This window comes from Chroococcidiopsis sp. SAG 2025 (genome assembly GCF_032860985.1).
In the GTDB taxonomy this organism is placed as follows: domain Bacteria; phylum Cyanobacteriota; class Cyanobacteriia; order Cyanobacteriales; family Chroococcidiopsidaceae; genus Chroococcidiopsis.
Genome location: NZ_JAOCNC010000001.1, coordinates 4,781,224 through 4,804,607, shown reverse-complemented (window position 1 = coordinate 4,804,607; position 23,384 = coordinate 4,781,224). Strand labels below are relative to the sequence as shown.

Genomic DNA, 23,384 nt, shown 5'->3' with positions numbered 1-23,384 from the left:
GCTAAAAAACAAATAGTATCTATTTAATTTTTCGATTTTGATTATGTCAGAACTCTCAGACAATTTTACTCTTGAAAACGGTATTTATGTAACATCTTCTACAGACTAAAATTCCGAACGTAGGTAAGTTATCTGGTAATGTAGAATCGTGGTTTAAAGTGGTGAAAAACTGTCAAATTTATTGAAATATCTTCTACTAATTCTCCAACTTTAAACTTGAAGCCCATTAACGAAAAAATTGCGGTAACACTGTCATGACTGACTCCACCAAAACCCTGTGTCCTTATTGTGGTGTCGGCTGCGGCTTAGAAGTCTCACCCCCAGCCGCTGCTGGCAAAGCTACCAATCGAGACAGTCAAGGGAACCCAGTCTGGAAAGTGAGAGGGGACAAAGCCCATCCTTCCAGCCAAGGAATGGTGTGCGTCAAAGGCGCGACAATAGCAGAAGCGATCGCCAAAAGCCGCTTACGTTATCCAATGGTGAGAGACTCGCTGAATGAAGAATTCCGCCAGGTAAGCTGGGAAGAAGCATTTGAAAAAATTGTCAATCGCATTCAAACAGTCCGTCTGACTCAAGGGGCTGACGCAATTTGCATGTATGGTTCCGGTCAGTTTCAGACCGAAGACTATTACATCGCGCAAAAACTCATGAAGGGGTGTTTGGGGACGAATAACTTTGATGCCAACTCTCGCTTGTGCATGTCGTCAGCGGTAGCTGGTTACATACAAAGTTTTGGTGCTGACGGTCCTCCCTGCTGCTACGAGGATTTGGAACAAACCGATTGCGCTTTTTTAATCGGTACGAACACGGCTGAGTGTCATCCAATTATTTTCAACCGCCTCAACAAATACTGCAAGCAGAACCGCAACGTCAAAATGGTAGTCGTCGATCCCCGCTACACAACTACGGCGGAAGCTGCTGACTTGCATCTAGCGATTCATCCTGGGACGGATATCGACCTACTGAACGGAATCGCCCATTTACTGATGCGTTGGGGCTGTATCGACTTAGATTTTATTGAAGATTGTACGAGTAACTTTCCTGCTTATGCAGAGGTAATTCAAGATTACCCCCCAGAAGTGGTGGCGCAAAGATGCGGGATCTCCACCGCAGACTTAGAGACGGCGGCGCGATACTGGAAAGAATCGAAGCGCGTCCTATCGATGTGGTCGATGGGCGTAAACCAGTCTTCAGAAGGTACGGCAAAGGTCAGAACCATTATCAACTTGCACCTCATGACAGGGCAAATTGGCAAGCCTGGTGCGGGTCCATTTTCTCTGACAGGACAACCAAATGCAATGGGTGGACGAGAAGCAGGGGGATTAGCGCATCTGCTTCCAGGTTACCGCAGCGTGAAAAATCCACAACACCGCGCCGAATTAGAGGGAGTTTGGGGCGTGCCATCTGGTAGTATTTCACCCTACATGGGTCGCACTGCTTGGGAAATGATTACAGGGTTAGAGTCAGAGGAAGTCGGCGTATTGTGGATTGCAGCAACTAACCCAGCTGTAAGTATGCCAGATTTGGAAAGGACGAAAGCAGCACTATTGCGATCGCCTTTTACCATTTACCAAGATGCTTACTATCCTACCGAAACTGCTGCCTACGCCCACGTCTTGCTTCCCGCCGCACAGTGGAGTGAAAAGACGGGTGTTATGACAAATTCCGAACGGCGCGTAACTCTATGTAGTGCCTTTCGTCAGCCACCAGGAGAAGCGAAAGCAGACTGGGAAATCTTTGCTGAAGTTGGAAGAAGGTTGGGCTTCACCGAACAGTTCGCTTTTTCTGCTGCCACTCAAGTCTACGCTGAATTTACCAAAATTACGCGCGATCGCCCTTGCGACATGTCAGGGTTGAGTCACGAACGCCTCCGCGCGGAAGGACCGCAACAATGGCCCTGTCCCGAATCTGAGTTAGGGAAATCGGATCGTCACGAAAAAGCCAAACGGTTGTATACAGATTTTAAATTCCATACCCCTGACGGTAGAGCAAAGTTCGCCGCCTACCACTCGCGGGGATTGGCAGAACCACCCGATCCGAAGTATCCTTTTGTCTTGACAACGGGACGATTGTACGGACATTGGCACACTCAAACCCGCACGGGCAGAATTGAAAAAATTCAACAGATGCATCCCAACCCGTTTATCGAAATTCATCCCCGCGATGCTGCGACTTTGAAAATTAACAATGACGACTGGGTAGAAGTGCGATCGCGACGCGGTAAAGCTAAGTTTCCTGCTAAAGTGACAAAAGCGATCGCTCCTGGGACGGTGTTTGTCCCGATGCATTGGGGGGCATTGTGGGCAGAACAAGCTGAAGCCAATGCCCTCACCCATCCCGAAGCCTGTCCTGACTCTGGACAGCCAGAACTCAAGGCTTGCGCGGTACAACTCGTACCCCTCAGCAGCAATCTGTTTTCTTCTCAAGAAGTAGAGCAATACGATCCTGCGCCCTCGCCTATTTCCGTGTGAGCAAAACAATTCAAAAGTCAAAAGTCAAAGGTCAAAACTTTAGAGGGTACAAGCCTCTAACGAATGTCTGTGTCTGCCTCTGGCTAAAGTAACGTAAAGAGTGCAGATTCTAGTAGCAACGGATGCGCGTAAGGAGTTAAAGTAAATATTTAAGATTATAAAGATTTATTAAAGGCGATCGCCTATATGACGGTTTTCCTGTTAGCAGTGTCGAGCTTTGTTGCTTGGGTTATTAGTAGCTTAGCTGGTGGGGGAAGTCCGTTTATTATTATTCCGATGGTAAACTTCCTGCTGGAAACGCCAGCTATTCCGCCAGTCGTGACCACAGGAATGTTATTGGGGAACTTACAGCGAGTTTTTGTTTTTTGGCGAGATATAGATTGGCGGCTAACTTGGTGGTATTTGCCTGGTGCAGTGACAGGGGCGATTTTGGGTGCGATCGCGTTTACTCAAACCCATCTAGAGTGGATACAAACTCTGCTAGGGCTATTTTTAGTGAGTTCTGCTTTTAGTTTGTTTGTAGGCGAGAGAAAATCAGCTTTTCAAGTCTCGGGTTGGGTTTTCTTGCCTGCCGGTTTTCTTCACGCTTTTCTCTCTGGCTTGCTCGGCAGTATTGGTCCAATCTTAAATCCATTGTATTTAAATTACGGTTTATTTAAAGAAAAAATGATCGGTACGAAATCCGCCCACGTTTTAGTAGTACATATAGCCAAAATGTGTACCTATGCTAGCTTGGGAGCATTTACACAATCGTATCTTTGGTATGGATTAGTCATTGGGATGGCAGCAATTCCGGCGAACTGGGTAGGACAGCAAATTTTACAGAAAATGAGTGACGAGCAGTTTCACAAGTTTGTAACCGTGCTGATAACGATTAGCGGTTTATCAATATTGTGGAATCAAAGAAAATTTTTTGCTGTTTTGTTGCAATGAGATAAGATTGCCGCACTCACGTTAAGATAGATCGCAAAAGCGATACACCAAACGGTAGCTCGGACTCGATATGCCAAGAAGCCAGCGTAATGACAACTTTGTAGATAAAACATTTACCGTCATGGCAGATATCATTCTGAAGATTCTGCCTACCAATAAAAAAGCTAAAGAAGCTTTTGTCTATTACCGCGATGGTATGTCTGCTCAGGGGGCTGGAGAGTATGCCGAAGCTTTAGACAACTACAGACAGGCTTTGGAACTAGAAGAAGATCCCTACGATCGCAGCTACGTTCTCTATAACATGGGATTAATTTACACAAATAATGGCGAACACGAGATAGCTTTGGAGTACTACGAAAAAGCACTCGAATGTTACCCCAACATGACGCAAGCCTTGAATAACATGGCTGTCATCTATCACTTTCAAGGGGAAAAAGCCAAAGAAGAAGGAGATAGCGATCGTGCCGATAGTTTATTCGATCTCGCCGCTGACTATTGGAAACGCGCTATCCAAATAGATCCCAACAACTATCTCGAAGCACAAAACTGGCTCAAAACCACCGGACGTTTATCAAAAGATATTTACTTTTAATGGTTAATGGCTAATTGCTAGTGGCTAATAGCAATGAACAATTAGCGATTAGGAACTACCAACTACCAACAACTAACAACCGATAACCAACAACTATTTTCATGCTCGACAAAGAACAAGTTCGTAAAGTTGCCCATCTCGCACGCCTAGCACTCACTCCCGAAGAGGAGGAACAATTTACCACTCAATTGAGTAGCATTCTGGATTATTTCGAGCAGTTGAGCGAACTTGACGTAACTGACGTACCTCCAACCATGAGGGCAATTGATGCTAATAACATCACCCGTGCGGATAAACTAGAACCGTACGGCGATCGCCAAGCTATACTCGAAAGCGCCCCAGAACAGGATGGGGAATTTTTCAAAGTCCCCAAGATCCTCAACGAAGCCTAATTCTCTCGTCACATGAATCGAATAGTTTAGTTGGGCATTCTAAATCTTATGCTGGTTAGATCTAGACTTAGAAGCCAGCAATCGCGCTATGACATAGACTAAGCTACCTGCAATCATTCCTGGTAGAACTTCGTAAACTACGGAAGATAACTTAAATACCAAGTTCCAACTTATTGCAGTAGTAATTCCAACAACCATCATTAACAGTGCTACAGGCGTACTGACGGGTAATTGCCCAACTCGCAATAGTAACAGTGGACCTAAACCCGAAGCTAAAGCCGACCAAGAAAATGTAATTAAGAGAAACACATTATCATCGCCTACTAAAGCAATACTCAAAACAATCGCAGTGACAGTTAAAGTGCCTAACTTGACAATTCGATAGGAATTAGCAAATTGAGGCGCGATGTCTTGAGTCAACGCCGCCGAACAGCAGAGAATTTGAGAATCGGCAGTAGACATAGTAGCAGCAAAGACTCCGGCTAGCATCAGTCCGACAAAGCCTGCGGGTAGCAATTCTTCTGCTAAATACGGCAATGCTAACTCAGGATCGCCACCTGATATCAAGTCGGGTAACAACACCCGTGCTGCTAAGCCGATGGTAATGGAAGAAAAAGATGTGGTTAAACTAGCAAGGGTTTTGATATTCAGCGCCCTATTGACATTATCGGGCGAGTCAATTGCCATTGCTCGGACTAAGATATGCGGTTGACCGACTACACCAAATCCAGCCACAATCCAACCAATAAAAAAGGGCAAAAAGCCCAATGGTAGATTAGATGGACTCAAATTAATTAGCTTGGCATCAATCGCGCCCAATCTAGTCCAAAGTTGCCCAAATCCACCACAGTCGGTAATTGCTACGGATAGTAGTAGCAGCAACGAACCAATCATAATTATCCCTTGGACTGCATCCGTCCAAATCTCTGCACGCACGCCGCCAGAAAAACAGTAGATAACAACTATTACTGCTCCGAGAATAATTCCTAGACGATAATCCCAGCCGAAGACGACATTCAGTGCTTTGCTACCTGCTACGAGTTGCGATGCTGCATACGCACCGAGAAAAGCCACAATAATTATGCCTGAGACAATCGAGATCCAACGAGCGCCGGAAGTGTTTTGCGCTAAGAAATCAGAAACAGTATCCGATGCTGTTTCTTCAGATCTTTTTCTTAAACGTTTGAAAAATAAAAACCAAGCGAGATAGTCTCCTATTGCCCAACCAATAACTAACCAAATAGCAGAAATTCCGGCTGTGTAGGCAAAGCCAACTTGACCGAGAAATAACAAACCACTCTGACCCGTTGACATAGCGGAAAGCGCTGTCAGCCAAGGACTTACCCCGCGACTAGCGAGGATGTAGTCAGCAGTTGTATTTTTCTTATGAGTTGACGAGTAGATGCCAACGCCAATAATTAGAGCTAGAAAAACAATGAAAGCAGCTGCAATAAATATGCGATCGCTCATAGATTTATCAGTTATCAGTTATCAGTTATCGTAGGGGCGGGATTTGATAGCAGATTTACTTACTGAGGCGGTTAATCTATTTACTAAACCCGCCAGTACAGTTGTCAGCGATCGGTTATCAGGGGTTGCTGATGCAGATAAATTTACTTTTTGTTACATCTTAGGACATCCTGCTTCTGAGTGAAAGTGAAAATCAACTCCTGATTTGGTTAGAAGGTAAATGGCGATCGCAATTTGAACATTTAGGTGGGCATTGCCCACCATACACTTGAATTTCAACTTTGCTTCATTTCAATCTCAATGTTTATACCATAAGATAGATGCATTTTTATGCCTTGATAGCTGTTGAAAAATAAAAGCAGACTTTTGACTTTTGCCTTTTGATTTTTGACTTTGCTTTCTTGGTTTAGCATGTATGAAGAGCGAACTTAGAAACTCACAAATACAAATTCGCAAGAGGTGCGATCGATGGGTTTAGGTATTCTAGCTGACGGTAAATGGATTTCTGAACGGGAACAAGAAGATAACAAAGGGAAATTTATCCGCCCTTCTACTACCTTTCGCAATAAAATTACTGCTGATGGTTCGAGTGGTTTTAAAGCAGAAGCAGGACGCTATCACTTATATATTTCTTGGGCTTGCCCTTGGGCACATCGAACGGCAATTATGCGTCGTCTGAAGGGACTAGAAGATGCAATTGGATTATCTGTAGTAGCAGCAGAAATTGACCAAAATAGTTGGGAGTTTAGTAGCGAACCTGGAGCGATTCCCGATACTGTTAACGGGACGCAATATCTTTGGCAACTTTATCTAAAAGCCGAACCAAATTATAGCGGACGGGTAACTGTTCCCGTGTTGTGGGATAAGCAAACTCAGTCAATTGTAAATAATGAATCTCGCGAAATTATTCGCATGTTTGATACTGAGTTTAACGATATTGCGACTAAGAATGTCAACTTCTACCCCAAAGATTTGCAGACACAAATAGACAAAACTATCGATGAGATTTACCAACCAATTAATAATGGTGTCTACCGAGCCGGATTTGCCACTCAACAAGTGGCTTATGAAGAGGCTGTAACGGAGTTATTTGAGGCTTTAGATCGTTGGGAAAATGTTTTATCTAAGCAACGTTATTTATGTGGTAATCGCATTACCGAAGCCGATTGGTGTATGTTTACAACCTTACTGCGTTTTGATGCTGTTTATTACGTCCATTTCAAATGCAACTTACGCCGGATTGTAGATTATCCTAACTTGTGGAACTACTTAAAAGACTTGTACCAACAACCAGGAGTGAAAGAAACTTGCAACTTGGATCATATTAAAAGACATTACTATCGGAGTCATCCCAAAGTTAATCCTACTCGCATCGTGCCTAAAGGACCAATAATTGATTTTGAGGCTCCCCACAATCGTAATGAAATAGGTGTTGCAGTTGCAGTTTAAAAAGTAGGGTGGGCATTGCCCACCTTACATTAACCTTTGACGCACACAACTTGCTTTAAGGTTGCTACAATTTCGACGAGATCTGACTGATTATTCATCACCTCGTCTATCGGCTTGTATGCCCCAGGAATCTCATCTAAAACTCCTGTATCTTTGCGACATTCTACACCCTTCGTTTGCTCGATCAAATCGTCAAGCGTATAGACATTTTTTGCCTTCTTACGAGACATCAAACGTCCCGCGCCGTGACTGCAAGAACAATAACTTTCAGCATGACCTTTACCTCTGACAATAAATGACTTCGCACCCATTGAACCAGGGATAATCCCATAATCTTCAGTCCGCGCCCTTACCGCACCCTTACGAGTGACGTAAACATCTTCGCCAAAATGCACTTCCTTTTCGGCATAGTTGTGATGGCAATTCACCTCTAATAGAGGCTTGAATGGCTTACCACCAGCTACATGTTTTTCCACGACTCGCTTAAAGCGTGCCATCATCACGTCACGATTGACACGGGCATAGTTTTGCGCCCACTGTAAGTCTCGCCAATATGCAGCAAACTCTGGCGTACCGGAAATAAAGTAAGCTAAGTCAGGATCGGGCAAGCGATCGCCTGCTAATTTTGCTAGTTCTTTAGCAGTATTAATATGGCACTGTGCCAACTTGTTGCCGATATTTCGAGAACCAGAATGCAACATCAACCAAACTCGATCTTCAGTATCGAGACAAACTTCTAAGAAGTGGTTGCCACCGCCAAGAGAACCCATTTGTTTCATGGCTTTTCCTTGCAAGTCTTGCACCCCGCGATGTAGATCTTTAAAATCATTCCAACGTTGCCAGTTGGTGACAGATTTTTCCACACCTTGATTTTCATTAAAACCGACTGGAATTGATGCTTCAATATCCAATCGAATTTTCTTTAGCTTGCCTTCCAATTGTTCGGCATGATATGGAGTTTGAATGGCAGCCATGCCACAACCAATATCTACCCCCACAGCCGCAGGCAAAATTGCATCTTTAGTTGCTACAACCGAGCCGACTAAAGCACCTTTACCTAAGTGGACATCGGGCATCAATGCGACATGTTTAAATACAAATGGTAGCGATGCCACGTTCTTCGCCATTTGGGTTTCTTCATGTCCTAAGGCATGATTTGCCCAAGAAAGTACGGGCGCTGGTGTATTAATTTCTAGTTTTTCGTATGGCATATTTTTAGTTAAAAATTAAGGCAAAATGTCTGACGTATCGGTCAGAGCGCACGGCTGCGCGCCCCTACAGAATACTTTGGTTTTTGATTGCCAGATTGACTATTTCTACAGGGGAGATTACTAACTTAGCTTACGCAAGTTCATTTCGTATAATACATTGTACTACAAAAAATACAATTAGATAATCCTTACGAATATGGCTGCTAGGGCGGGTTTGTTAAATAACCTCGTCAAACTTTTGCTGTACGAATATGGCTGGTAGGGCGGGTTTATTAAACTGCTTCGTTGTTAGCAGGGATTTTGGGTGAAACCCGCCCCTACATCGATCCCTGCTCCCTGCTCCCCGTTCCTACTAGCCATCGATGTACAATTACCATCACTAGGGCTAGAGGCATCATTAACACAGGAATAATTTCCAAACTAGTACGGGAGGCGATCCAACCGACTGCACTTGGTAAACTGGCTGCACCTAAACTAGCGACACTCGACACGAAACCGATCGCGGCTGGGACTAATGCAGGAGATATCCTCTGTGGTAATAAGGCAATTGTTGCTGGATAGATCGCTGCAAAGCCAAAACCAATCAGCGGTAAGCTTAAAGATAGGTTTGGTACTAGCCACCAAGCTAGTAAACCAATACTCAGCACCACTAGAGAAATATCCAACGTGCGGACTGCACCGAGTCGTCGTATGAAATATCCCAAACTCAAACGCCCAATTGTCAGTCCCAGCCAGTAAGCGCTAATGCTGTATCCGGCAACTATTGGCGGGATACCGCGACTGAGATTTTGCACCGAGTAAGCCCAGTTACCCACACAAACTTCTGCACCCACATAAACCATCAACAGCAAACCTGTCAGCAGGACAGCAGGTGTCTGTAAAGCAATGCGGAGATTAGCCTTAGCACTCGTCCCAGAAGCATTTATTTTCTGCGTCATCGGTCGATAATTTTGGACGATCGCTATAGCCACCGCCACCACCAACAGCCCTACCACTCCTGCAAATACCAAATAGATCGATCGCCAATTCAACCCAAAAGCTAGTAGCGAAGTGGCGATCGTGGGACCTAACAATGCACCAACTCCATAAAAAGCGTGCAGCATTCCCACCAGATGGTTAGTCCGTTGGTTATCCACAATAAAAGTATTAATTCCAGCATCAATTAGGGCAATTCCCAACCCTAGAAGCACGCCAGCCACCACCATTACCGACCAAAACGGATTCAACGCATATATTATCAGCGCCCCCATCAGCAACATTGCCGCTACCAACAGCATCCGTGCCAATCCCAAACGGCTGCTAATCAGACTACTAGAGAACGCTGCCACAACATAACCACCCGTCTGACTGATAAACAGCAGCGTCACAGTTGCCGGATTTAAATTGTATGCCTCCAGAATCGAAGGTAACAAAACCCCCAATCCCGCCTCTGCCACCGCGATCGCCACAAAAGCATAAAAGGCGATCGCCACCCCAAACCAAACCGCCTCTTTCCCTGAGTGCGATCGCTTCACATTTTTGCCTAACACCCGCTTATCACCCATATCTCCCCTGCATTTATTTGGTTTGGGTACGGGCGGGTTTTAATCAAAGATTCACTGTTTCAGTGGTCGATCTGTTTGCTAAACCCGCCTCTACAACTTCCGACTTGTGCCAACTTAGGTACGGGCGGGTTTTAACCAAAGATTCACTGTTTCAGTGGTCGATCTGTTTACTAAACCCGCCCCTACAACTTTCGACTTCCTCACGCCTCTGCTAACAACACCCTTAACTCAACCCGATCGCCATCCATCACCTGTTGCTCGATCGCCATCCCTACCAAAGCAGGTACGATCGCATCTGCTTCAATTAAATCTGCTGGCTGATAAGTCGTCGCCACCGCCACCACACTCATTCCCGCTGCCCGTGCCGCTTTGACACCAGCCACAGCATCCTCCACTACCAGACAGCGTTCTGGTGCGACACCCAACCTTGATGCTGCTTTGAGATATCCTTCAGGATCGGGCTTACCACGGCTAATATCATCTGCCGTAATCATGACTTTGGGAACGGACAAACCAACATGACGCAAACGGTTGGTTGCGATCGCCTGCGTCCCTGACGTGACAATTGCCCATTGCCGCTCTGGTAATGAATTCAGTAAATTTGCGACTCCTTCCACTTCCACCACGCCAGCTAAATCCTCCGCCTCCCGTTGCAGAAATGCTCTCCCTTCTTCCTCTGCAATTAAGTGCGGCGCAACTTCGCGAATTGTCTCTGTTGCCGGACGACCGTGAGAGATTTTCAAAATTGCCTCTGCATCCAAACCGTGCTGCTGCGCCCACCTACGCCAATGTCCTTCTACAGCTACATTTGAATTCACCAATACACCGTCGAGGTCAAATAGGACTGCCTCACAGTCGAAGCTTTTCATCTCTTTTTCTCCGTTCTCGTAGAGACGTTACACGTATCGTCTCTATAATGTTATTTTGTTTGTTAGAAAAACAAACTTACTAAAGATTAGAAAAATGACCGCAGATCGACATTCACCATCGATCGCCACCAATACAACACTGTTAAAACAAATCAACTATGCCCGCACTTTGGAACTTCTTAGATGCCGTGCGCCAATGACTCGGGCTGAGATTGCTCGTTCCACAGGACTGACGCGATCGACTGTTACCGTAATTACAGCCGAATTAATCTCGCAGGGCTTAATTCAAGAAAGCGGTGAAATTATCGCGCCTACTGGAGGAGGAAGACCGGGAGTCGGACTGAGTTTGAATCCTGACGGGGCATTTTTTATCGGTGCGGCGATCGAGTACGAACAGCTAACGGTAGTGCAGTTGAATTTAGCTGCCCAAGTTGTCAACCGCATTCAAGCACCGCTAATAGGTAGTCGAGAACCAGAAATTGTCCTCAGCCAACTCGTAGAATTAGTTGAGCAAGTGCAGCAGTCCGATCCGACCAAACAAGAGCGATCGCGAGGAATTGGGCTAGCTATCCAAGCAACTATGAACTTAGCAGGTGTGGTCATCTACTCGCCATTTTTGCAGTGGGTAGGTGTCGATCTACGTCGCTATCTTCAGCCTCACATTCAATTGCCTTTGTTCGTAGATAATGACGCGAACGCCGCCGCTTTAGCAGAGGTGTATCTAGGTAGTGCCATGCAGTGTCATAGTTTGCTCTATCTATTAATTAATAAAGGGATCGGGGCGGGAATCGTATTGAACAATCGCGTCTTTCGCGGCGCTTATGGTACTGCGGGGGAAGTCGGGGCAATTTTACCAATGCCAACTGGCTGCGGCGATTTAGGCACATTTGTCGGTAGAGAGGCGTTGCTGCAAAACTATCGCCAACGGGGAGGACAAGCAGGAGAAATTGGCGATTTGGTCGCACATTTCCGCCAAGACGAACCCCTCGCCCGCGCGGTTGTGTCTGAATGGGTGCAGATATTAGGCTGGGGATTAATCAACTTAGCAAATATCCTCAATCCCGAACGAATTGCGATCGGCGGACCGCTAACTGTATTGGTTCCTCACGTTAAAGAGGAATTGGACTCGATGTTGCGAGACTACGTACCTGGTAATGGTAATGGTGGATTTTTCAGCGATCCGAAAGCCCATTTTGACGTATCAACTTTTGGCGAAGACGCAGCAGCAATTGGTGGGGCTGTACTTGCCTATCAGTCACTCTTTCAAGTTCCCGATTTAGTTTTGTTAGCTGGATAAGTAAGTCAAAAATTAAAAGTCAAAAGTGAAAACTCAGGAGACAGGAGTTATTAGATCTCTCGCTACTCACTCTCCACTCTCTACCGATCGCTGGTCGCTGACAACTGATAACTAAAAGAATGTATTAAAATTTGTAAATAGAAACAGCAAGTCGCGATCGCAGTTACTCTTCCAGCGAGGCATACTTATGGCAGTGCGTCAAGATACAATTTGGGAACAGTTCTTAGCGCCTGTCGTGCGTTTATTTATTGACGAAGAGGAGTTAAAGCGATACGCCCGTAGTATAGATTGGGAGAAAGAAAGCGATCGCTTTCGCCGTCCAGAGGTCGAGGTTCCCGTATACTACAGCAGTCAAAATTTTCACGGAATTAAGGGCGGATATCTTAATTCTGGTGCAGCTGTTTCTTACGATCCAATTACTCAATACGTCCTGCTACCTAATGAAACTCTAGTCCGTCAAGGATTGCTAGAACGTATTCGCGTTAAGCCAAGCAGAATTATAGATTTAGGCTGCGGTACTGGTTCCACGACGCTGATGTTAAAACAGGCTTTTCCCCAAGCAGAAGTTATCGGCTTAGATTTATCACCATACATGCTAGTCAGGGCAGAAGACAAAGCCAAATCTACCGGATTATCTATTCAATGGCTGCATGGAAATGCTGAAGAGACAAAACTACCAGCTGCCAGTTTCGATCTGGTGACGATATCCTTGTTATTTCACGAAACACCAGTACAGGTGACTCAAGCAATCTTGCGGGAAAGCTTTCGATTGCTTAAAGTAGGTGGCGAGGCGATCGTTTTGGATGGCAATCAGCAGACTTTACGCCATCTCGATTGGTTGAATAATGTGTTTGAGGAACCATACATTCGAGAATTTGCGCAGGGAAATTTGGATGCCTGGATGGATAAAGCAGGCTTTGCAGCAGTGCAGACTGATGATGTGTGGTTAGTCAATCAAGTAACTCGTGGAATTAAGCCTTTGATGCAGGAGACAGGAGACAGGAGACAGGAGACAGAAGAAGATATGGTAATAACAGAAGAATGGATTCCGGCTCCTGGGTATTAAGGTAATAACATAATATGGCATTAAAGGCAGTTTTATTTGATTTTAATGGCGTTATTATTAATGACGAACCAATTCATAAACAACTGATCGAACAGTTATTAATTGAAGAGAATTTACGCCCAATCCCGGGAGAGTTTGAAGAATTTTGTCTAGGGAGAAGCGATCGCGTTTGTTTAGCTGAATTGCTCAAACGTCGAGGTCGATTTGTGAGCGAGACGTATTTACTCCAATTAATGCAGCGCAAGGCGCAGGCATACCAGCAAGAATTAGAAAAAATTCCTAACTTACCTACGTATCCAGGTTTAGAAGATGCAATCGTTCAAGCTTATACAAAACAGTTTAAATTAGCCGTTGTCAGTGGGGCGATGCGATCGGAAATTGAATTAGTTTTGCAGCGTTTGAATTTGACACAATACTTTTCTATATTAGTTGCTGGCGATGATATTACTACCAGTAAACCAGAACCAGATGGCTATTTGTTGGCAGTAGAACGCCTCAACCAACTCTATCCCGAACTTCGGTTGCAGCCAAGAGAGTGTATTGCGATCGAAGATACTCCAGCAGGAATCCAAGCAGCGAAGACAGCAAAAATTCCGGTTGTTGGAGTTGCCAATACCTATCCATTTCACATGATACAACGTCAAGCAAACTGGGCTGTAGATTACCTTAACCAGTTAGATTTGGAATGGGTGCAACAAGTACTTGCCAAAGCAAACTCACAAGCCACCGTCGCTGAATGTTAAAATACCAAGTGGCATATAGGAATTTGAGACTAGCAGTCCAAAATCTAAAATTAGTACGGGGAATTAGCTCAGTTGGTAGAGCGCTGCGATCGCACCGCTATAGTAAGGTTTTCAAGCACTTACACCGTCAAAATTACACAAAACTTTATTTAGCTGGGTATACTTACCGTGATACTCAAGAGCTGCTTTGTTGAAAGCACAAGCCGCATCTTCAGCAACATAGCCCTTACTGTTTACGTGCCACCTCCATCCGTAACCTATCAGCGCCTCGTACAACTCATCATCGGTAAATGCCCCTTTGCTTATTGGTAACAGTTTCACGCCGCCTCTGCCGTGTAGTCATGAACTGGGACAGTTGCTAGGGGTTGCTTCAAACTGATTTGGTGTGGTGGGATTAGCATTGGTTAGAATAATCTCGCCTTTGGAGCCAAATTGCCAAGTAGTAGCTTCTACTAAGGGAGTGGTTGTAGTATTGACTGTTTCTCGGGTGGCAGGTTCTACCGCCGCACGGTTTTCAGTTTCCGGTGTTTCTAGAGTCGCCCAATCGGTGAGGAGGGCATCAGTGCTGAGTTTATCCCCAGGTGCAGGAGGTAAGCCCCCACGTCCGGCGACAACAAAGCGATTTTCTGCTCCAGATGGGCAGCCTGATGCGACTAAAGCAGAAGCATCGACTAGTCCTGTAGGTAGTTCCACGATATCGCGGCTGGGGTCGATATCGGCAGTATTAAAGCTAATAGTGCCACTAAAGGAAGGATCGCTGAGAGAGATTGCCGCTACATCATTGGTGACCGACCCTGTGAGAAAGTTTGGTTCTGTGGGAGTGTCAGTTCCTATTAACGATAGAAGATCTGGGCGACTGCGTTGTATCAATCCAATAATACTTTGGGCGTTAATCTCAATTCTACCCCCGCTACCACGGAAAGCATTAGCGGTGATGTCATTGTTGCCATTAGCATTGGCGATGACGAGGGGAGAATTAATAGTGATGTTGCCACCATTTCCCCCTTGTTCTGTGCCTCCTGCTGAGGTGGAGATTTGACTACCGTTGCGTAACCTCAAGCTTTTACTAGCATTCAATTCGATATTTCCACCGTTACCTGACTCAGAAATGGCAAAGACTACACCACCATTGAAGTTAAGGGTGTGAACGTCTATGGTAATATTACCCGCATCTCCTTCACCTTGAAGGGTATTACTAGCAGATATAGTGCCACTGTTGGTGAGAGACAAAGTACCAGCTTTGACATTGATGTTGCCACCTTTGCCTTTGCCTCCCTGTTGCACATTATTAAAAACTCCACTCCTGAAGATTCCTCGATCAACTCCATTATCAAATCTACCTACACCATCAATGAAGACAGTATCGCTCACTTCTATACTCACGTTGCCTGCATTGCCTTGACTGAAGGTTGTTGCACCCACTTGAGCACCATTGGCTATAGAGAGCGATCGTGCTTTGATAGTTATATCACCGCCTCTGCGATCGCTTGGTATCTGGGGAATTTGTCTATTAGGATTATCTTCTTGTAACTCTTGAATTTGGAACAATCTACCAAATACTCCAGTAACAAACCCCTCATTTCCTGCCTTATCAAAAGAAACATCACCGCCAGCAGTAATGATAATACTGCCTGCATTACTGGTGCTATAGGAGTCAACTGCCAGAGCCGAACCATCACGGACAGATATAGAATCAGTAACATCTACATGAAGATTGCCAGCATCGCCTTGCCCAAAAGTTGAAGTTGTCAATGCCGCTCCATTATTCAGAGACAGCGATCCCGCATTAATGGTGAGATTACCACCTTTACCTTTGCCTCCTTGTCCCACATCGCTGAAGATCAAACTGTTATCTAGGGAAATGCGATCGTCCGCAGTGATGTTTATGTTTCCTGCATCTCCATTACCAAAGGTATTGGCATTCACTTGAGCGCGATCCTCTAAGGATAATGTTCCAACCTTGATATTAATATCTCCTCCCTTACCCACTGCCCCAGAATCTAGATAATTGAAAACTCCACTGGGAAATAATCCATCTTGACTCGCTCCAGTAGCAGTAAAAGTATCATCTATTTCAATGTTGATTTTTCCAGCATTTCCACGTCCGCCAGGAAGTGGATCGGCAGTTCCACGCACCAGTGCTTGAATTTGAGCACCATCGGTTAACGATAGAGAATTAGCTTTGACTTCAACCGTACCACCATTACCTACAGCTCCAGATTCTACATTACTAAAGATGTAGCTGCTGTTTGCCAGATCGATCAATTCATCGACTTGCACAAAGACATTTCCGGCATTTCCTTGACCCAAGGTGCTAGTACTCAAGAAACTACCATTAGTCAAATCTAGCGATCGCGCTTTGATAGTAATGTCGCCGCCTCTTCCTGTCCCTGTTTGCAGCACGCGGCTGACAATGCGACCACCATCAATTATTGCAATGCGTCCACCGTCAGCAATGATGCTGATATTGCCTGCATCTCCAATACCAGACGTATCTGCGGCAATGCTTCCACTATTACTTAGAGACAAAGAGCCAGTCTTCACATTGATGAAGCCGCCCTTGCCGTCACCTCCCTGCTGTATGTTGCTGAATAATCCACTATTCAAGCCTTGAGCAAAACCACTAATTAGGGTAGTTTCACTAACATCAATATTGACGTTGCCAGCATCTCCCTGACTGAAAGTACTTGCCCCTACTTGCGCCCCATTTAATAAAGATAGCGATCGCGCTTTGATAGTAATATCACCACCCCGGCGATCTTTGGCAACCTGAAGAATTTGTTCCGTTGAATTGTCTTGTTGCAATTCCGGGATTGAAAATAGTCTGCTGGCTACTCCACTGCTGACACCTTCATCTTCTATCCCATCAAAGGTGACAGAGCCACCAGCTGTAATAGTGACATTTCCACCATTACCTATACCAGAAGAATCAGCTTCCAGAATTGAGCTGCCACTGGCACTCAGGGAATCAATAACATTAACTTGAATGTTACCAGCATTGCCTTGCCCGCTAGTTGAAGTTGCCAAAAACGCTTTGTTACTCAAAGAGAACGATCGCGCTTTGACATTGATATCTCCACCTTTACCAACACCGGTTGACTCCACTGCACTGCGAATACTACTGCTGTTATCCAAGAAAACGCCCTCGTTAGCAGTAATAGTGAGATTGCCTGCATCTCCTTGTCCAGAGGCGCTAGTGTTTATTTGCGCTCCCCTATCTAAAGAGAGCGATCGCGCTTGGATCGTGATACTACCACCTTTACCAAGACCCTCACTTGTCACAGCACGGCTATATGTTCCACCGTTAACAAAGGATACTCGACCGTCAGCAGTAATGGTGACATTTCCAGCATTGCTTTGGCTAAAGGAATCAGTTTGGATAAACGAACCACTCTCAAACACGACCGAATCGTTTGGGTTAGTAGCAGTGATTTGAAGACTACCAGCATCGCCTTGACCTTGAGTGTTTGCAACAAGCACAGCACCGTTACTGAGGCGCAAAGAACCAGTCTTGACATTAATATTGCCACCTTTGCCCGTACTGCCTGTTTCTACGTTGTTGAAGATACCACTCCGAAAATCATTGATTCCTAAACTATCGATTGCGATCGCGTCTTTGACATTAATATCTATATCTCCTGCCACAGCATCTACCGAACCTCGATTTTGAAGGATGCCAGCAAGCAGTTCGCTACCGCTAAATATATTCAGGTTACGGGCATTGACAGCAATACTACCACCGCCTCCAGCTCTGACATCAACCAACGCTGGTCGTGGTGGTGATGCAGATGCATCTGCTGTCAGCGATATATCTCCCAGAGTTAAATCTGTAGGGAAACTAAAGCGAAAACCACTGTTATCTGGACTGATTCCTACAACTCCTGGTGCGGTGACTGCGCCTAGTTCGATTCGTCCACCCGCAGCGGTTAACCGTCCGCCTTCCAGGTTAACATTACCACCAACTAATCCTAAAGCTTTCCCAGCACCTACCTGCAAACCTACGCCGTTAGCACGGTTGATAATATTTCCAGGGCTTGTACCAAACTGCAAACCCAAGGGAACGCTGACGGTGAGTAACGGCGCACCCGTACCTGGCGTAGCACTAAACTGCGTCCCATCGGCAAAATTGATACTGCTAGCTGTCGTCGCAATAAATGACCCGCCAATGTTCAATCTGGCGTTCTGACCGAAAACTATGCCGTTGGGATTGAGTAGAAATAAATTAGCCGCACCATTAGCTCCAATCAAGCCATCAATATTAGAAATCGAGCCGCCTGTAACCCTACTAAGAATATTTTGAATATCTAAATCATTTCTAAAAATAGCTGCTCCATTGGTCGGAACAGAAAACCGATCGAAACTGTGGAATAAATTCCCACCCTGCCTAGTTCCACCAGTAATTGTCTGCTCGCCGCCACTAATACCGCTGACAGCAGAACCGACAGTATTGTCTGGAACAACCTGAGCCAGCGCAGTACTCGAAAACGCGATTATGCCCCATATTGCTGTGCCAGCCAATCCTAACCGTACTGCCCAGCACTTAAGAATTAAAGACATCCGCAGATCTATCCTGTCTATTGAGCTAAATCAGTTTCACACAGCGAATCATCAACAACTGTAAATGCTTGCGGAGAAAAAATCAACTAGAGAGAAATAGGTAATGTAGCTCGATCTAACCTACTTAAATAGCGATAGATCAATACTTTTAGTTTCCTGCTCTATGAAACAATACTTTGTAATTTAATCGAACGAGCAAGATTTAGGCGATGAAAGTAGCAGGCAATGGGCGGTGGTTGAGGGGTGTTGAGAATCAGTGGCTGCAAGATCACCCGGAAGTGTTGCAGGAGCAGGGGAGAAAGGGGTGGATGAAGCAATACCGCCGAGACACCATTTTTCATAACGATGTTAACACCCGGCGACTAAAACTCAAAGCGCTAGAAAAGCTCAACATCGATGTCTTTCTCGACCCTAGTAATGAGTTCACAAACAAATCGCCGGAAGTCGAGGTAGTAAAAGAAAAACTACGTAAAAGCAGCCACTTACGGGAGGTATTGGGGGTCAATGTAACTGCCGCTACGCCGGAAATAGCGCTAGTTAACGACATACTAGGGCGCACGCTTGGCACTAAACTACTCGAAAAGAAATCCAACGGGAATCGGACATACAGTATCGAGGGCAAATACTACGGGGATGGATTGCGCCGCGAGATTCTGTCGGCTCTAGAGCGCAAAAGTATGGCAAAAAATAATGCAGAAAATAGTGCAAATTTTCGACGTAAAACGCCCGAAACCCTTACTGCGGCTCTTTTAAGGCAGGGCACTATTTTTGAGGTCTACTAAGAAGAACCGTAAAACTAGTGCCCTGCATCCTAACCCTAAAACGCCCTCTACAATAAACCATCCGTAAATATTGATATTCAGGGTTGCTGTACTCTAAAGGTTAGGTCAACACTTCTTATCCGAAAACACCCTAATGCCATACCAATAATCTCAGTATGACTTGATGTTACTGCGCTAAAAGTAAACGAGTGCGTATTCGCTAATCTTTCTAAGTTGGGTCGCTAAACTCTTGTAGAAAGCGATTTGAGTCGCGCTCAATCCGTCGCTAGGCTGGTAGTCGGATAGTTCCTCGGCAACGTCGCTGAGGTACTCTAACACCCCTGCTATACCCATCTCGCTAATGCACTCGTCTAAATTGTCCTTTGCCGTTTGACACCCATCTACACATAAGTTCATAACTTCCTCCTACACATGATTATCATGACTCAGCGATCGCGCACCCTATTTATTCTTCGATCGATATATAGCCGACTGGAGATGAATATGGCGGTGTGCGAGGATACAAATATCAAGTCCGCTCTATACCTTAAGACTTAGGAGGCACAACAAACCATTACTGAGAAAGTTGGTACAGCATTTACGCTACGGATCTGTTTAGGTTGCGCGACCTGATATTTTCGTAACCTTAGCCGTACTGCGTTTTCAGTATTGTTTGGCATCTTCCATGAGGCGATCGACCATGCGTCTTATCACTTCGCCGGGTGTGGCATCCATCTGTTTAGCGAGTTGCATTACTATGTCTGCTGACTGGACATCGGTAACGATAGCCCGCTTAGTCTTGGGCTTAGCTTCCTTGGTCTTATATCGTTTAATGAAAGCCCAGGCAGTAGTAACGGAAGGTTCGCCATCGCACTCGCCCATGTACTCTTGCCATAAGACTGCAATCTCCTCGTCGTCTAGGCTGCTCCAGGCACTATAGAGGGAGTAACTCGGGGGTAATATAGCGGTATCGTATCCTGCCTCTACTAGGGTGCGATATACGCGGGAAGCCTTGATATACTTCTGCGCCATGCCGCCTGTTAGACCCCACTTAGCGAAGACGTACTTGGCAAAAGTTTTATAACCCGCAACCTTGAATAAGCTCTTCGCCCTAATCCGCTCTATTGCCTCTCCCATATCCACAAAATTCATACCTAACCGGGTCACAGTGGCTTCTAACTGCTCCAGCTCCGATTCTGCGGACAATTCTAGGGCTAGTGCTAACTCTAGCGGCTTTGGTGGCTCTTTGAATGCAACGGGATGGTGTTCGTAAGTCGTTGCTAACATGCTTTATACCTCAAGCGGGTTTGCGTGTAATGTAATTTCTTTCGTAAGATGCCCAGGCGCGATTTATTTGGGCAGTAATTTCATGAGCGACAGGTAGGGGATTGCGATCGGGATGCCAAAAACCAATCAAACGCCTGTATTTGGCTCTAATAGTGTCCGGGGGTTCGATAGGGCTAGCATCTAACACCAACCAAAAGGAACCCTTACCCACATAGTATTGGTGGCTTTGCTGCCAAAGGTCTATTATCTCTTGTTGTTCGGCAACCTTGGCTTTCAATATTTCCGCCTCGGTCTGTCCTAACAACTGTCTCGCTTTGATTAGGTTGTCACGATTCGCCAATGCCTCTCTAACCAGTTCCCGTGTCTCTTCAGTACTAAGATTTTGATTCAACCCTAATCGCTGTGCCAGCCCTTTCACTTCTCTCGACCCAAGCTCATCCACATTGATCGGCACGGGCTTCAACCGCTCCACCTCATCCTTCAGCCTTGCATTCTCCGCTTTAAGTCTGGCATTCTCGTAACCCATCTCTAGCGGGCAGGGGAGAATCGGAGCCAACGCCACTTTTCTCTTTTTCTCTTCCCTTTTAATCTGGGCTTTAGTCTTCGGTTTAACCTTCAAAAGATTCGCTAACGTCGCTATATCCGCTTCCCCCGGTATCTGCTTAACTACCGCACCCAACTTATATAAATCCGCCTCTACGCGCTCCAAATCGCTTTCCAATTCACGGATATAACCCACCAACTCCTCTCTACTCGCTCCTACAAACCCCGGCTGGAATCTGTTTGGTTCATAAGTGTCTAGGGCTAACTCTTCTTTTTCAACAACGGTCACTTCAGCCTGAGCCTCGACTGTTGAGTTTTGTAACGGAGAATTCTCGAACGGCGAATTATCCGGTGTTTTTTTATACTTCTCGCTTTTCCGTACAGCGTTTTTGCTGGGGTTCAATGCTTTATACTCCTGGTGTTTAGAAGTCCGTATCAGCTTTAATGCCCCCCTGAGACTCAAAAGTGCAACGCCGTTGCCTTTTTCCTTTACATTACTTAACAAAGACCAATTCTGCTCTAACTCCATATAGTTTTTAGCTGACCTGTAGCTGAAGCCACAGTTATCCTCAACCCATTTTTGAAACTCCCCGTGTTTACAATCCTGTTTTTGTTCCAGCAACAACTGCCCTGCGCGCTTAAAGCACTCAAGGGCATTGGTGAGGTTGCGGTCGCCATTCATAACAGCCTCTTGTATGGCTTGAGCGCGAGATGTGGTGTCGTACTGCACCTTACCTTTGATCGAGAAATCTAGCTCCATTGTTAAAAACCCCCCCTATATTCAGGTGGTTGAGGGTAAGGTTCTTCAAAAGAGGCTTGCTGTCGTCTGGCTAAACGGACAGCTAAGTCATCGTTGTAATACTCGATTAAATCGGCGGGTGTAATCGCTTCCGGTAGCTTACTGAGTCTTTGGAGATTTAAGCATAAAGCGTTCAATTGCGCTCCATTGATACGCGGCATTTCAGTTTTGCGGAGATTTGATACGGCAGTAGGGTTCACATCCAATGCTGCTGCCAAATCTTTCACCGATATGTCATGCCTTGCCATTACCTCTTTTAATCGCCACCTGATCATATTCTTTTCCATCAGCCTTATTTCTCTCCTTAATATATTGCTTTACAACACAAATATAACATAAATATCGGTCAAAACGATATAATTGCGTTACTGGGCTGAAAATGCAGTTAGATCAAGAAAATGTAGTTTTAAGCCATTGTTATATCGGTCAGAGCGAGATAATATAGAAATATAAGGAAAGAGGAGCCGTCCCTCCAAGCCAAAAGTTAGACAAAGCGGCAAAAGACAAAGCATACAAAAACTTGGAGGGTAAGTATGAGAGTAAACATTGAGATCGATCTGGATAAGAGCTGATTTATAAAGTAAAAATCAAGCAGCTAGTCGTCTCAGCATCAGCCGTACCATAGCAGCGTAGACCATAGATTCACTTATTTCCGGTAGGAGTTCATAATCCTTACTTAGTCGTCGATAGCGTCCTAGCCAGCCAAAAGTTCGTTCAACTACCCATCTTCTGGGCAAAACTTCAAACCCATCTGTAATCCGCTTAACTATTTCTACTTCTGCACCGCAGACTACCATTACAGCTTGTGCAAAATTCTCTCCACTGTAGCCACTATCTGCCCAAATTAGCTCTAAAGACTTAGAGTTATAGCACTCTTCTAGCAATGCCACTATTGCTCCTAATCGTTCTGAAGCATTAGCTTCGGTGATTACTACACCCATTAGTAGTCCTTGAGGATCTACTACGACATGGCGTTTGCGACCTTTAACTAGCTTGCTGCCATCAAAGCCGGATACTTCCCCTTTTTTCCGTCGTTTTTACGGACTGGCTATCCACAATTGCAGCAGTAGCTTGATGAGATTTGCCCAGCTTCATCCGTACTTGTTCACGTAAGGCAAGATTTATCTGCTGCCAAATTCCTCGTTTTTGCCAACGCCGAAAGTAATAATAAACCGTTGAATAGGGTGGGAAGTCATGTGGTAGCATCTCCCAAGCACAGCCAGTTTTCAGCAAATAAAAGATGGCATTTACTACCTCACGCATATCCACAGTACGTGGATGTCCTCCTGGTCTTACAGGTGGAATTAATGGTTCAATGATTTGCCATTCTCGATCGGTTAAATCACTTTTGTAAGCTTTTCTACTCATGAGGCAATGCTTTGGGCTACTGTCTTGTCATA

At 45.3% G+C, this 23,384-nt stretch carries 20 protein-coding genes; 10 read left to right on the top strand and 10 right to left on the bottom strand.

From position 1 onward, the window contains the following. Positions 1-254: 254 nt before the first annotated feature. From N4J56_RS23585 to gatC, 4 genes are all read left to right on the top strand, one after another. Positions 255-2,471 carry a nitrate reductase gene (locus N4J56_RS23585; protein WP_317108660.1) on the top strand — a complete coding sequence of 739 codons (2,217 nt, stop codon included), beginning with the start codon at positions 255-257 and terminating at the stop codon, positions 2,469-2,471. A 186-nt stretch (positions 2,472-2,657) separates the two neighbouring features. Then, positions 2,658-3,404: a sulfite exporter TauE/SafE family protein gene (locus tag N4J56_RS23580; RefSeq protein ID WP_317108659.1), complete on the top strand. Its 747-nt coding sequence runs from the start codon at positions 2,658-2,660 to the stop codon at positions 3,402-3,404. 70 nt (positions 3,405-3,474) lie between these two features. Continuing rightward, a complete protein-coding gene (locus N4J56_RS23575) occupies positions 3,475-3,996 on the top strand; it encodes a photosystem I assembly protein Ycf3 (RefSeq protein WP_015155576.1) in 522 nt (173 codons plus the stop codon). Positions 3,997-4,097: 101 nt separating this feature from the next. After that, the gene (gene gatC / locus N4J56_RS23570; RefSeq protein ID WP_317108658.1) at positions 4,098-4,388 is read left to right on the top strand and encodes an Asp-tRNA(Asn)/Glu-tRNA(Gln) amidotransferase subunit GatC; all 291 of its coding nucleotides are present in this window, start codon (positions 4,098-4,100) and stop codon (positions 4,386-4,388) included. Between the two features lie 39 nt (positions 4,389-4,427). Here the strand turns inward: gatC and N4J56_RS23565 are convergent, their stop codons facing one another. Next, on the bottom strand, positions 4,428-5,858 hold the full coding sequence (locus tag N4J56_RS23565; protein WP_317108657.1) for a sodium/proline symporter: 1,431 nt from the start codon (positions 5,856-5,858) through the stop codon (positions 4,428-4,430). 43 nt (positions 5,859-5,901) lie between these two features. On the opposite strand from N4J56_RS23565, the gene N4J56_RS23560 reads away from it, so the two are divergent. Together N4J56_RS23560 and N4J56_RS23555 are read left to right on the top strand one after the other, a co-directional pair. Beyond that, complete coding sequence (locus tag N4J56_RS23560; protein ID WP_317108656.1) at positions 5,902-6,042, top strand: hypothetical protein; 141 nt, start codon at positions 5,902-5,904, stop codon at positions 6,040-6,042. Between the two features lie 284 nt (positions 6,043-6,326). Continuing rightward, the gene (locus N4J56_RS23555; protein WP_317108655.1) at positions 6,327-7,307 is read left to right on the top strand and encodes a glutathione S-transferase family protein; all 981 of its coding nucleotides are present in this window, start codon (positions 6,327-6,329) and stop codon (positions 7,305-7,307) included. A gap of 29 nt (positions 7,308-7,336) precedes the next feature. Here N4J56_RS23555 and N4J56_RS23550 read toward each other — a convergent pair whose 3' ends face one another. From N4J56_RS23550 to N4J56_RS23540, 3 genes are all read right to left on the bottom strand, one after another. After that, positions 7,337-8,518: an RtcB family protein gene (locus tag N4J56_RS23550; RefSeq protein WP_317108654.1), complete on the bottom strand. Its 1,182-nt coding sequence runs from the start codon at positions 8,516-8,518 to the stop codon at positions 7,337-7,339. 317 nt (positions 8,519-8,835) lie between these two features. After that, positions 8,836-10,062, bottom strand: coding sequence for an MFS transporter (locus tag N4J56_RS23545; protein WP_317108653.1), 1,227 nt, complete (start codon positions 10,060-10,062; stop codon positions 8,836-8,838). 200 nt (positions 10,063-10,262) lie between these two features. Continuing rightward, positions 10,263-10,931, bottom strand: coding sequence for an HAD family hydrolase (locus N4J56_RS23540; RefSeq protein WP_317108652.1), 669 nt, complete (start codon positions 10,929-10,931; stop codon positions 10,263-10,265). 94 nt (positions 10,932-11,025) lie between these two features. On the opposite strand from N4J56_RS23540, the gene N4J56_RS23535 reads away from it, so the two are divergent. The 3 genes from N4J56_RS23535 (at position 11,026) to N4J56_RS23525 (ending at position 14,037) form a co-directional block, all read left to right on the top strand. Next, on the top strand, positions 11,026-12,228 hold the full coding sequence (locus N4J56_RS23535) for an ROK family transcriptional regulator (protein ID WP_317108651.1): 1,203 nt from the start codon (positions 11,026-11,028) through the stop codon (positions 12,226-12,228). Between the two features lie 187 nt (positions 12,229-12,415). Next, positions 12,416-13,294, top strand: coding sequence for a class I SAM-dependent methyltransferase (locus N4J56_RS23530; protein WP_317108650.1), 879 nt, complete (start codon positions 12,416-12,418; stop codon positions 13,292-13,294). A 14-nt stretch (positions 13,295-13,308) separates the two neighbouring features. Then, a complete protein-coding gene (locus N4J56_RS23525; RefSeq protein ID WP_317108649.1) occupies positions 13,309-14,037 on the top strand; it encodes an HAD family phosphatase in 729 nt (242 codons plus the stop codon). 339 nt (positions 14,038-14,376) lie between these two features. Here N4J56_RS23525 and N4J56_RS23520 read toward each other — a convergent pair whose 3' ends face one another. Further along, on the bottom strand, positions 14,377-18,594 hold the full coding sequence (locus N4J56_RS23520; RefSeq protein WP_317108648.1) for a filamentous hemagglutinin N-terminal domain-containing protein: 4,218 nt from the start codon (positions 18,592-18,594) through the stop codon (positions 14,377-14,379). Between the two features lie 209 nt (positions 18,595-18,803). Here N4J56_RS23520 and N4J56_RS23515 point away from each other — a divergent pair, with 209 nt between their 5' ends. Beyond that, positions 18,804-19,376: a hypothetical protein gene (locus N4J56_RS23515; protein WP_317108647.1), complete on the top strand. Its 573-nt coding sequence runs from the start codon at positions 18,804-18,806 to the stop codon at positions 19,374-19,376. Positions 19,377-19,550: 174 nt separating this feature from the next. On the opposite strand, the gene N4J56_RS23510 is transcribed toward N4J56_RS23515, so the two are convergent. The 5 genes from N4J56_RS23510 to N4J56_RS23490 form a co-directional block, all read right to left on the bottom strand. Beyond that, complete coding sequence (locus N4J56_RS23510) at positions 19,551-19,772, bottom strand: hypothetical protein (RefSeq protein WP_317108646.1); 222 nt, start codon at positions 19,770-19,772, stop codon at positions 19,551-19,553. A gap of 246 nt (positions 19,773-20,018) precedes the next feature. Next, positions 20,019-20,642: a hypothetical protein gene (locus N4J56_RS23505; RefSeq protein ID WP_317108645.1), complete on the bottom strand. Its 624-nt coding sequence runs from the start codon at positions 20,640-20,642 to the stop codon at positions 20,019-20,021. Between the two features lie 10 nt (positions 20,643-20,652). Continuing rightward, entirely contained in the window at positions 20,653-21,945 is a 1,293-nt protein-coding gene (locus tag N4J56_RS23500) for a DUF3102 domain-containing protein (RefSeq protein WP_317108644.1), read from the bottom strand. A gap of 2 nt (positions 21,946-21,947) precedes the next feature. Continuing rightward, on the bottom strand, positions 21,948-22,271 hold the full coding sequence (locus N4J56_RS23495) for a helix-turn-helix transcriptional regulator (protein ID WP_317108643.1): 324 nt from the start codon (positions 22,269-22,271) through the stop codon (positions 21,948-21,950). Between the two features lie 300 nt (positions 22,272-22,571). Next, positions 22,572-23,352 (bottom strand): IS5 family transposase gene (locus tag N4J56_RS23490; protein WP_317108642.1). Its coding sequence is split into 2 segments (ribosomal slippage): positions 22,572-23,016 and positions 23,015-23,352, totalling 783 coding nucleotides; the frame shifts between segments, so codons are not numbered across the junction. Positions 23,353-23,384: the final 32 nt, after the last annotated feature.

Coding starts and splice junctions, on each gene's coding strand:
- N4J56_RS23530 (WP_317108650.1), top strand. CDS start 12,416: ATGGCAGTGCGTCAAGATACAATTTGGGAACAGTTCTTAGCGCCTGTC.
- N4J56_RS23520 (WP_317108648.1), bottom strand. CDS start 18,594: ATGTCTTTAATTCTTAAGTGCTGGGCAGTACGGTTAGGATTGGCTGGC.
- N4J56_RS23500 (WP_317108644.1), bottom strand. CDS start 21,945: ATGGAGCTAGATTTCTCGATCAAAGGTAAGGTGCAGTACGACACCACA.
- N4J56_RS23550 (WP_317108654.1), bottom strand. CDS start 8,518: ATGCCATACGAAAAACTAGAAATTAATACACCAGCGCCCGTACTTTCT.
- N4J56_RS23575 (WP_015155576.1), top strand. CDS start 3,475: ATGCCAAGAAGCCAGCGTAATGACAACTTTGTAGATAAAACATTTACC.
- N4J56_RS23505 (WP_317108645.1), bottom strand. CDS start 20,642: ATGTTAGCAACGACTTACGAACACCATCCCGTTGCATTCAAAGAGCCA.
- N4J56_RS23495 (WP_317108643.1), bottom strand. CDS start 22,271: ATGGAAAAGAATATGATCAGGTGGCGATTAAAAGAGGTAATGGCAAGG.
- gatC (WP_317108658.1), top strand. CDS start 4,098: ATGCTCGACAAAGAACAAGTTCGTAAAGTTGCCCATCTCGCACGCCTA.
- N4J56_RS23565 (WP_317108657.1), bottom strand. CDS start 5,858: ATGAGCGATCGCATATTTATTGCAGCTGCTTTCATTGTTTTTCTAGCT.
- N4J56_RS23580 (WP_317108659.1), top strand. CDS start 2,658: ATGACGGTTTTCCTGTTAGCAGTGTCGAGCTTTGTTGCTTGGGTTATT.
- N4J56_RS23545 (WP_317108653.1), bottom strand. CDS start 10,062: ATGGGTGATAAGCGGGTGTTAGGCAAAAATGTGAAGCGATCGCACTCA.
- N4J56_RS23555 (WP_317108655.1), top strand. CDS start 6,327: ATGGGTTTAGGTATTCTAGCTGACGGTAAATGGATTTCTGAACGGGAA.
- N4J56_RS23525 (WP_317108649.1), top strand. CDS start 13,309: ATGGCATTAAAGGCAGTTTTATTTGATTTTAATGGCGTTATTATTAAT.
- N4J56_RS23585 (WP_317108660.1), top strand. CDS start 255: ATGACTGACTCCACCAAAACCCTGTGTCCTTATTGTGGTGTCGGCTGC.
- N4J56_RS23510 (WP_317108646.1), bottom strand. CDS start 19,772: ATGAACTTATGTGTAGATGGGTGTCAAACGGCAAAGGACAATTTAGAC.
- N4J56_RS23540 (WP_317108652.1), bottom strand. CDS start 10,931: ATGAAAAGCTTCGACTGTGAGGCAGTCCTATTTGACCTCGACGGTGTA.
- N4J56_RS23515 (WP_317108647.1), top strand. CDS start 18,804: ATGAAAGTAGCAGGCAATGGGCGGTGGTTGAGGGGTGTTGAGAATCAG.
- N4J56_RS23535 (WP_317108651.1), top strand. CDS start 11,026: ATGACCGCAGATCGACATTCACCATCGATCGCCACCAATACAACACTG.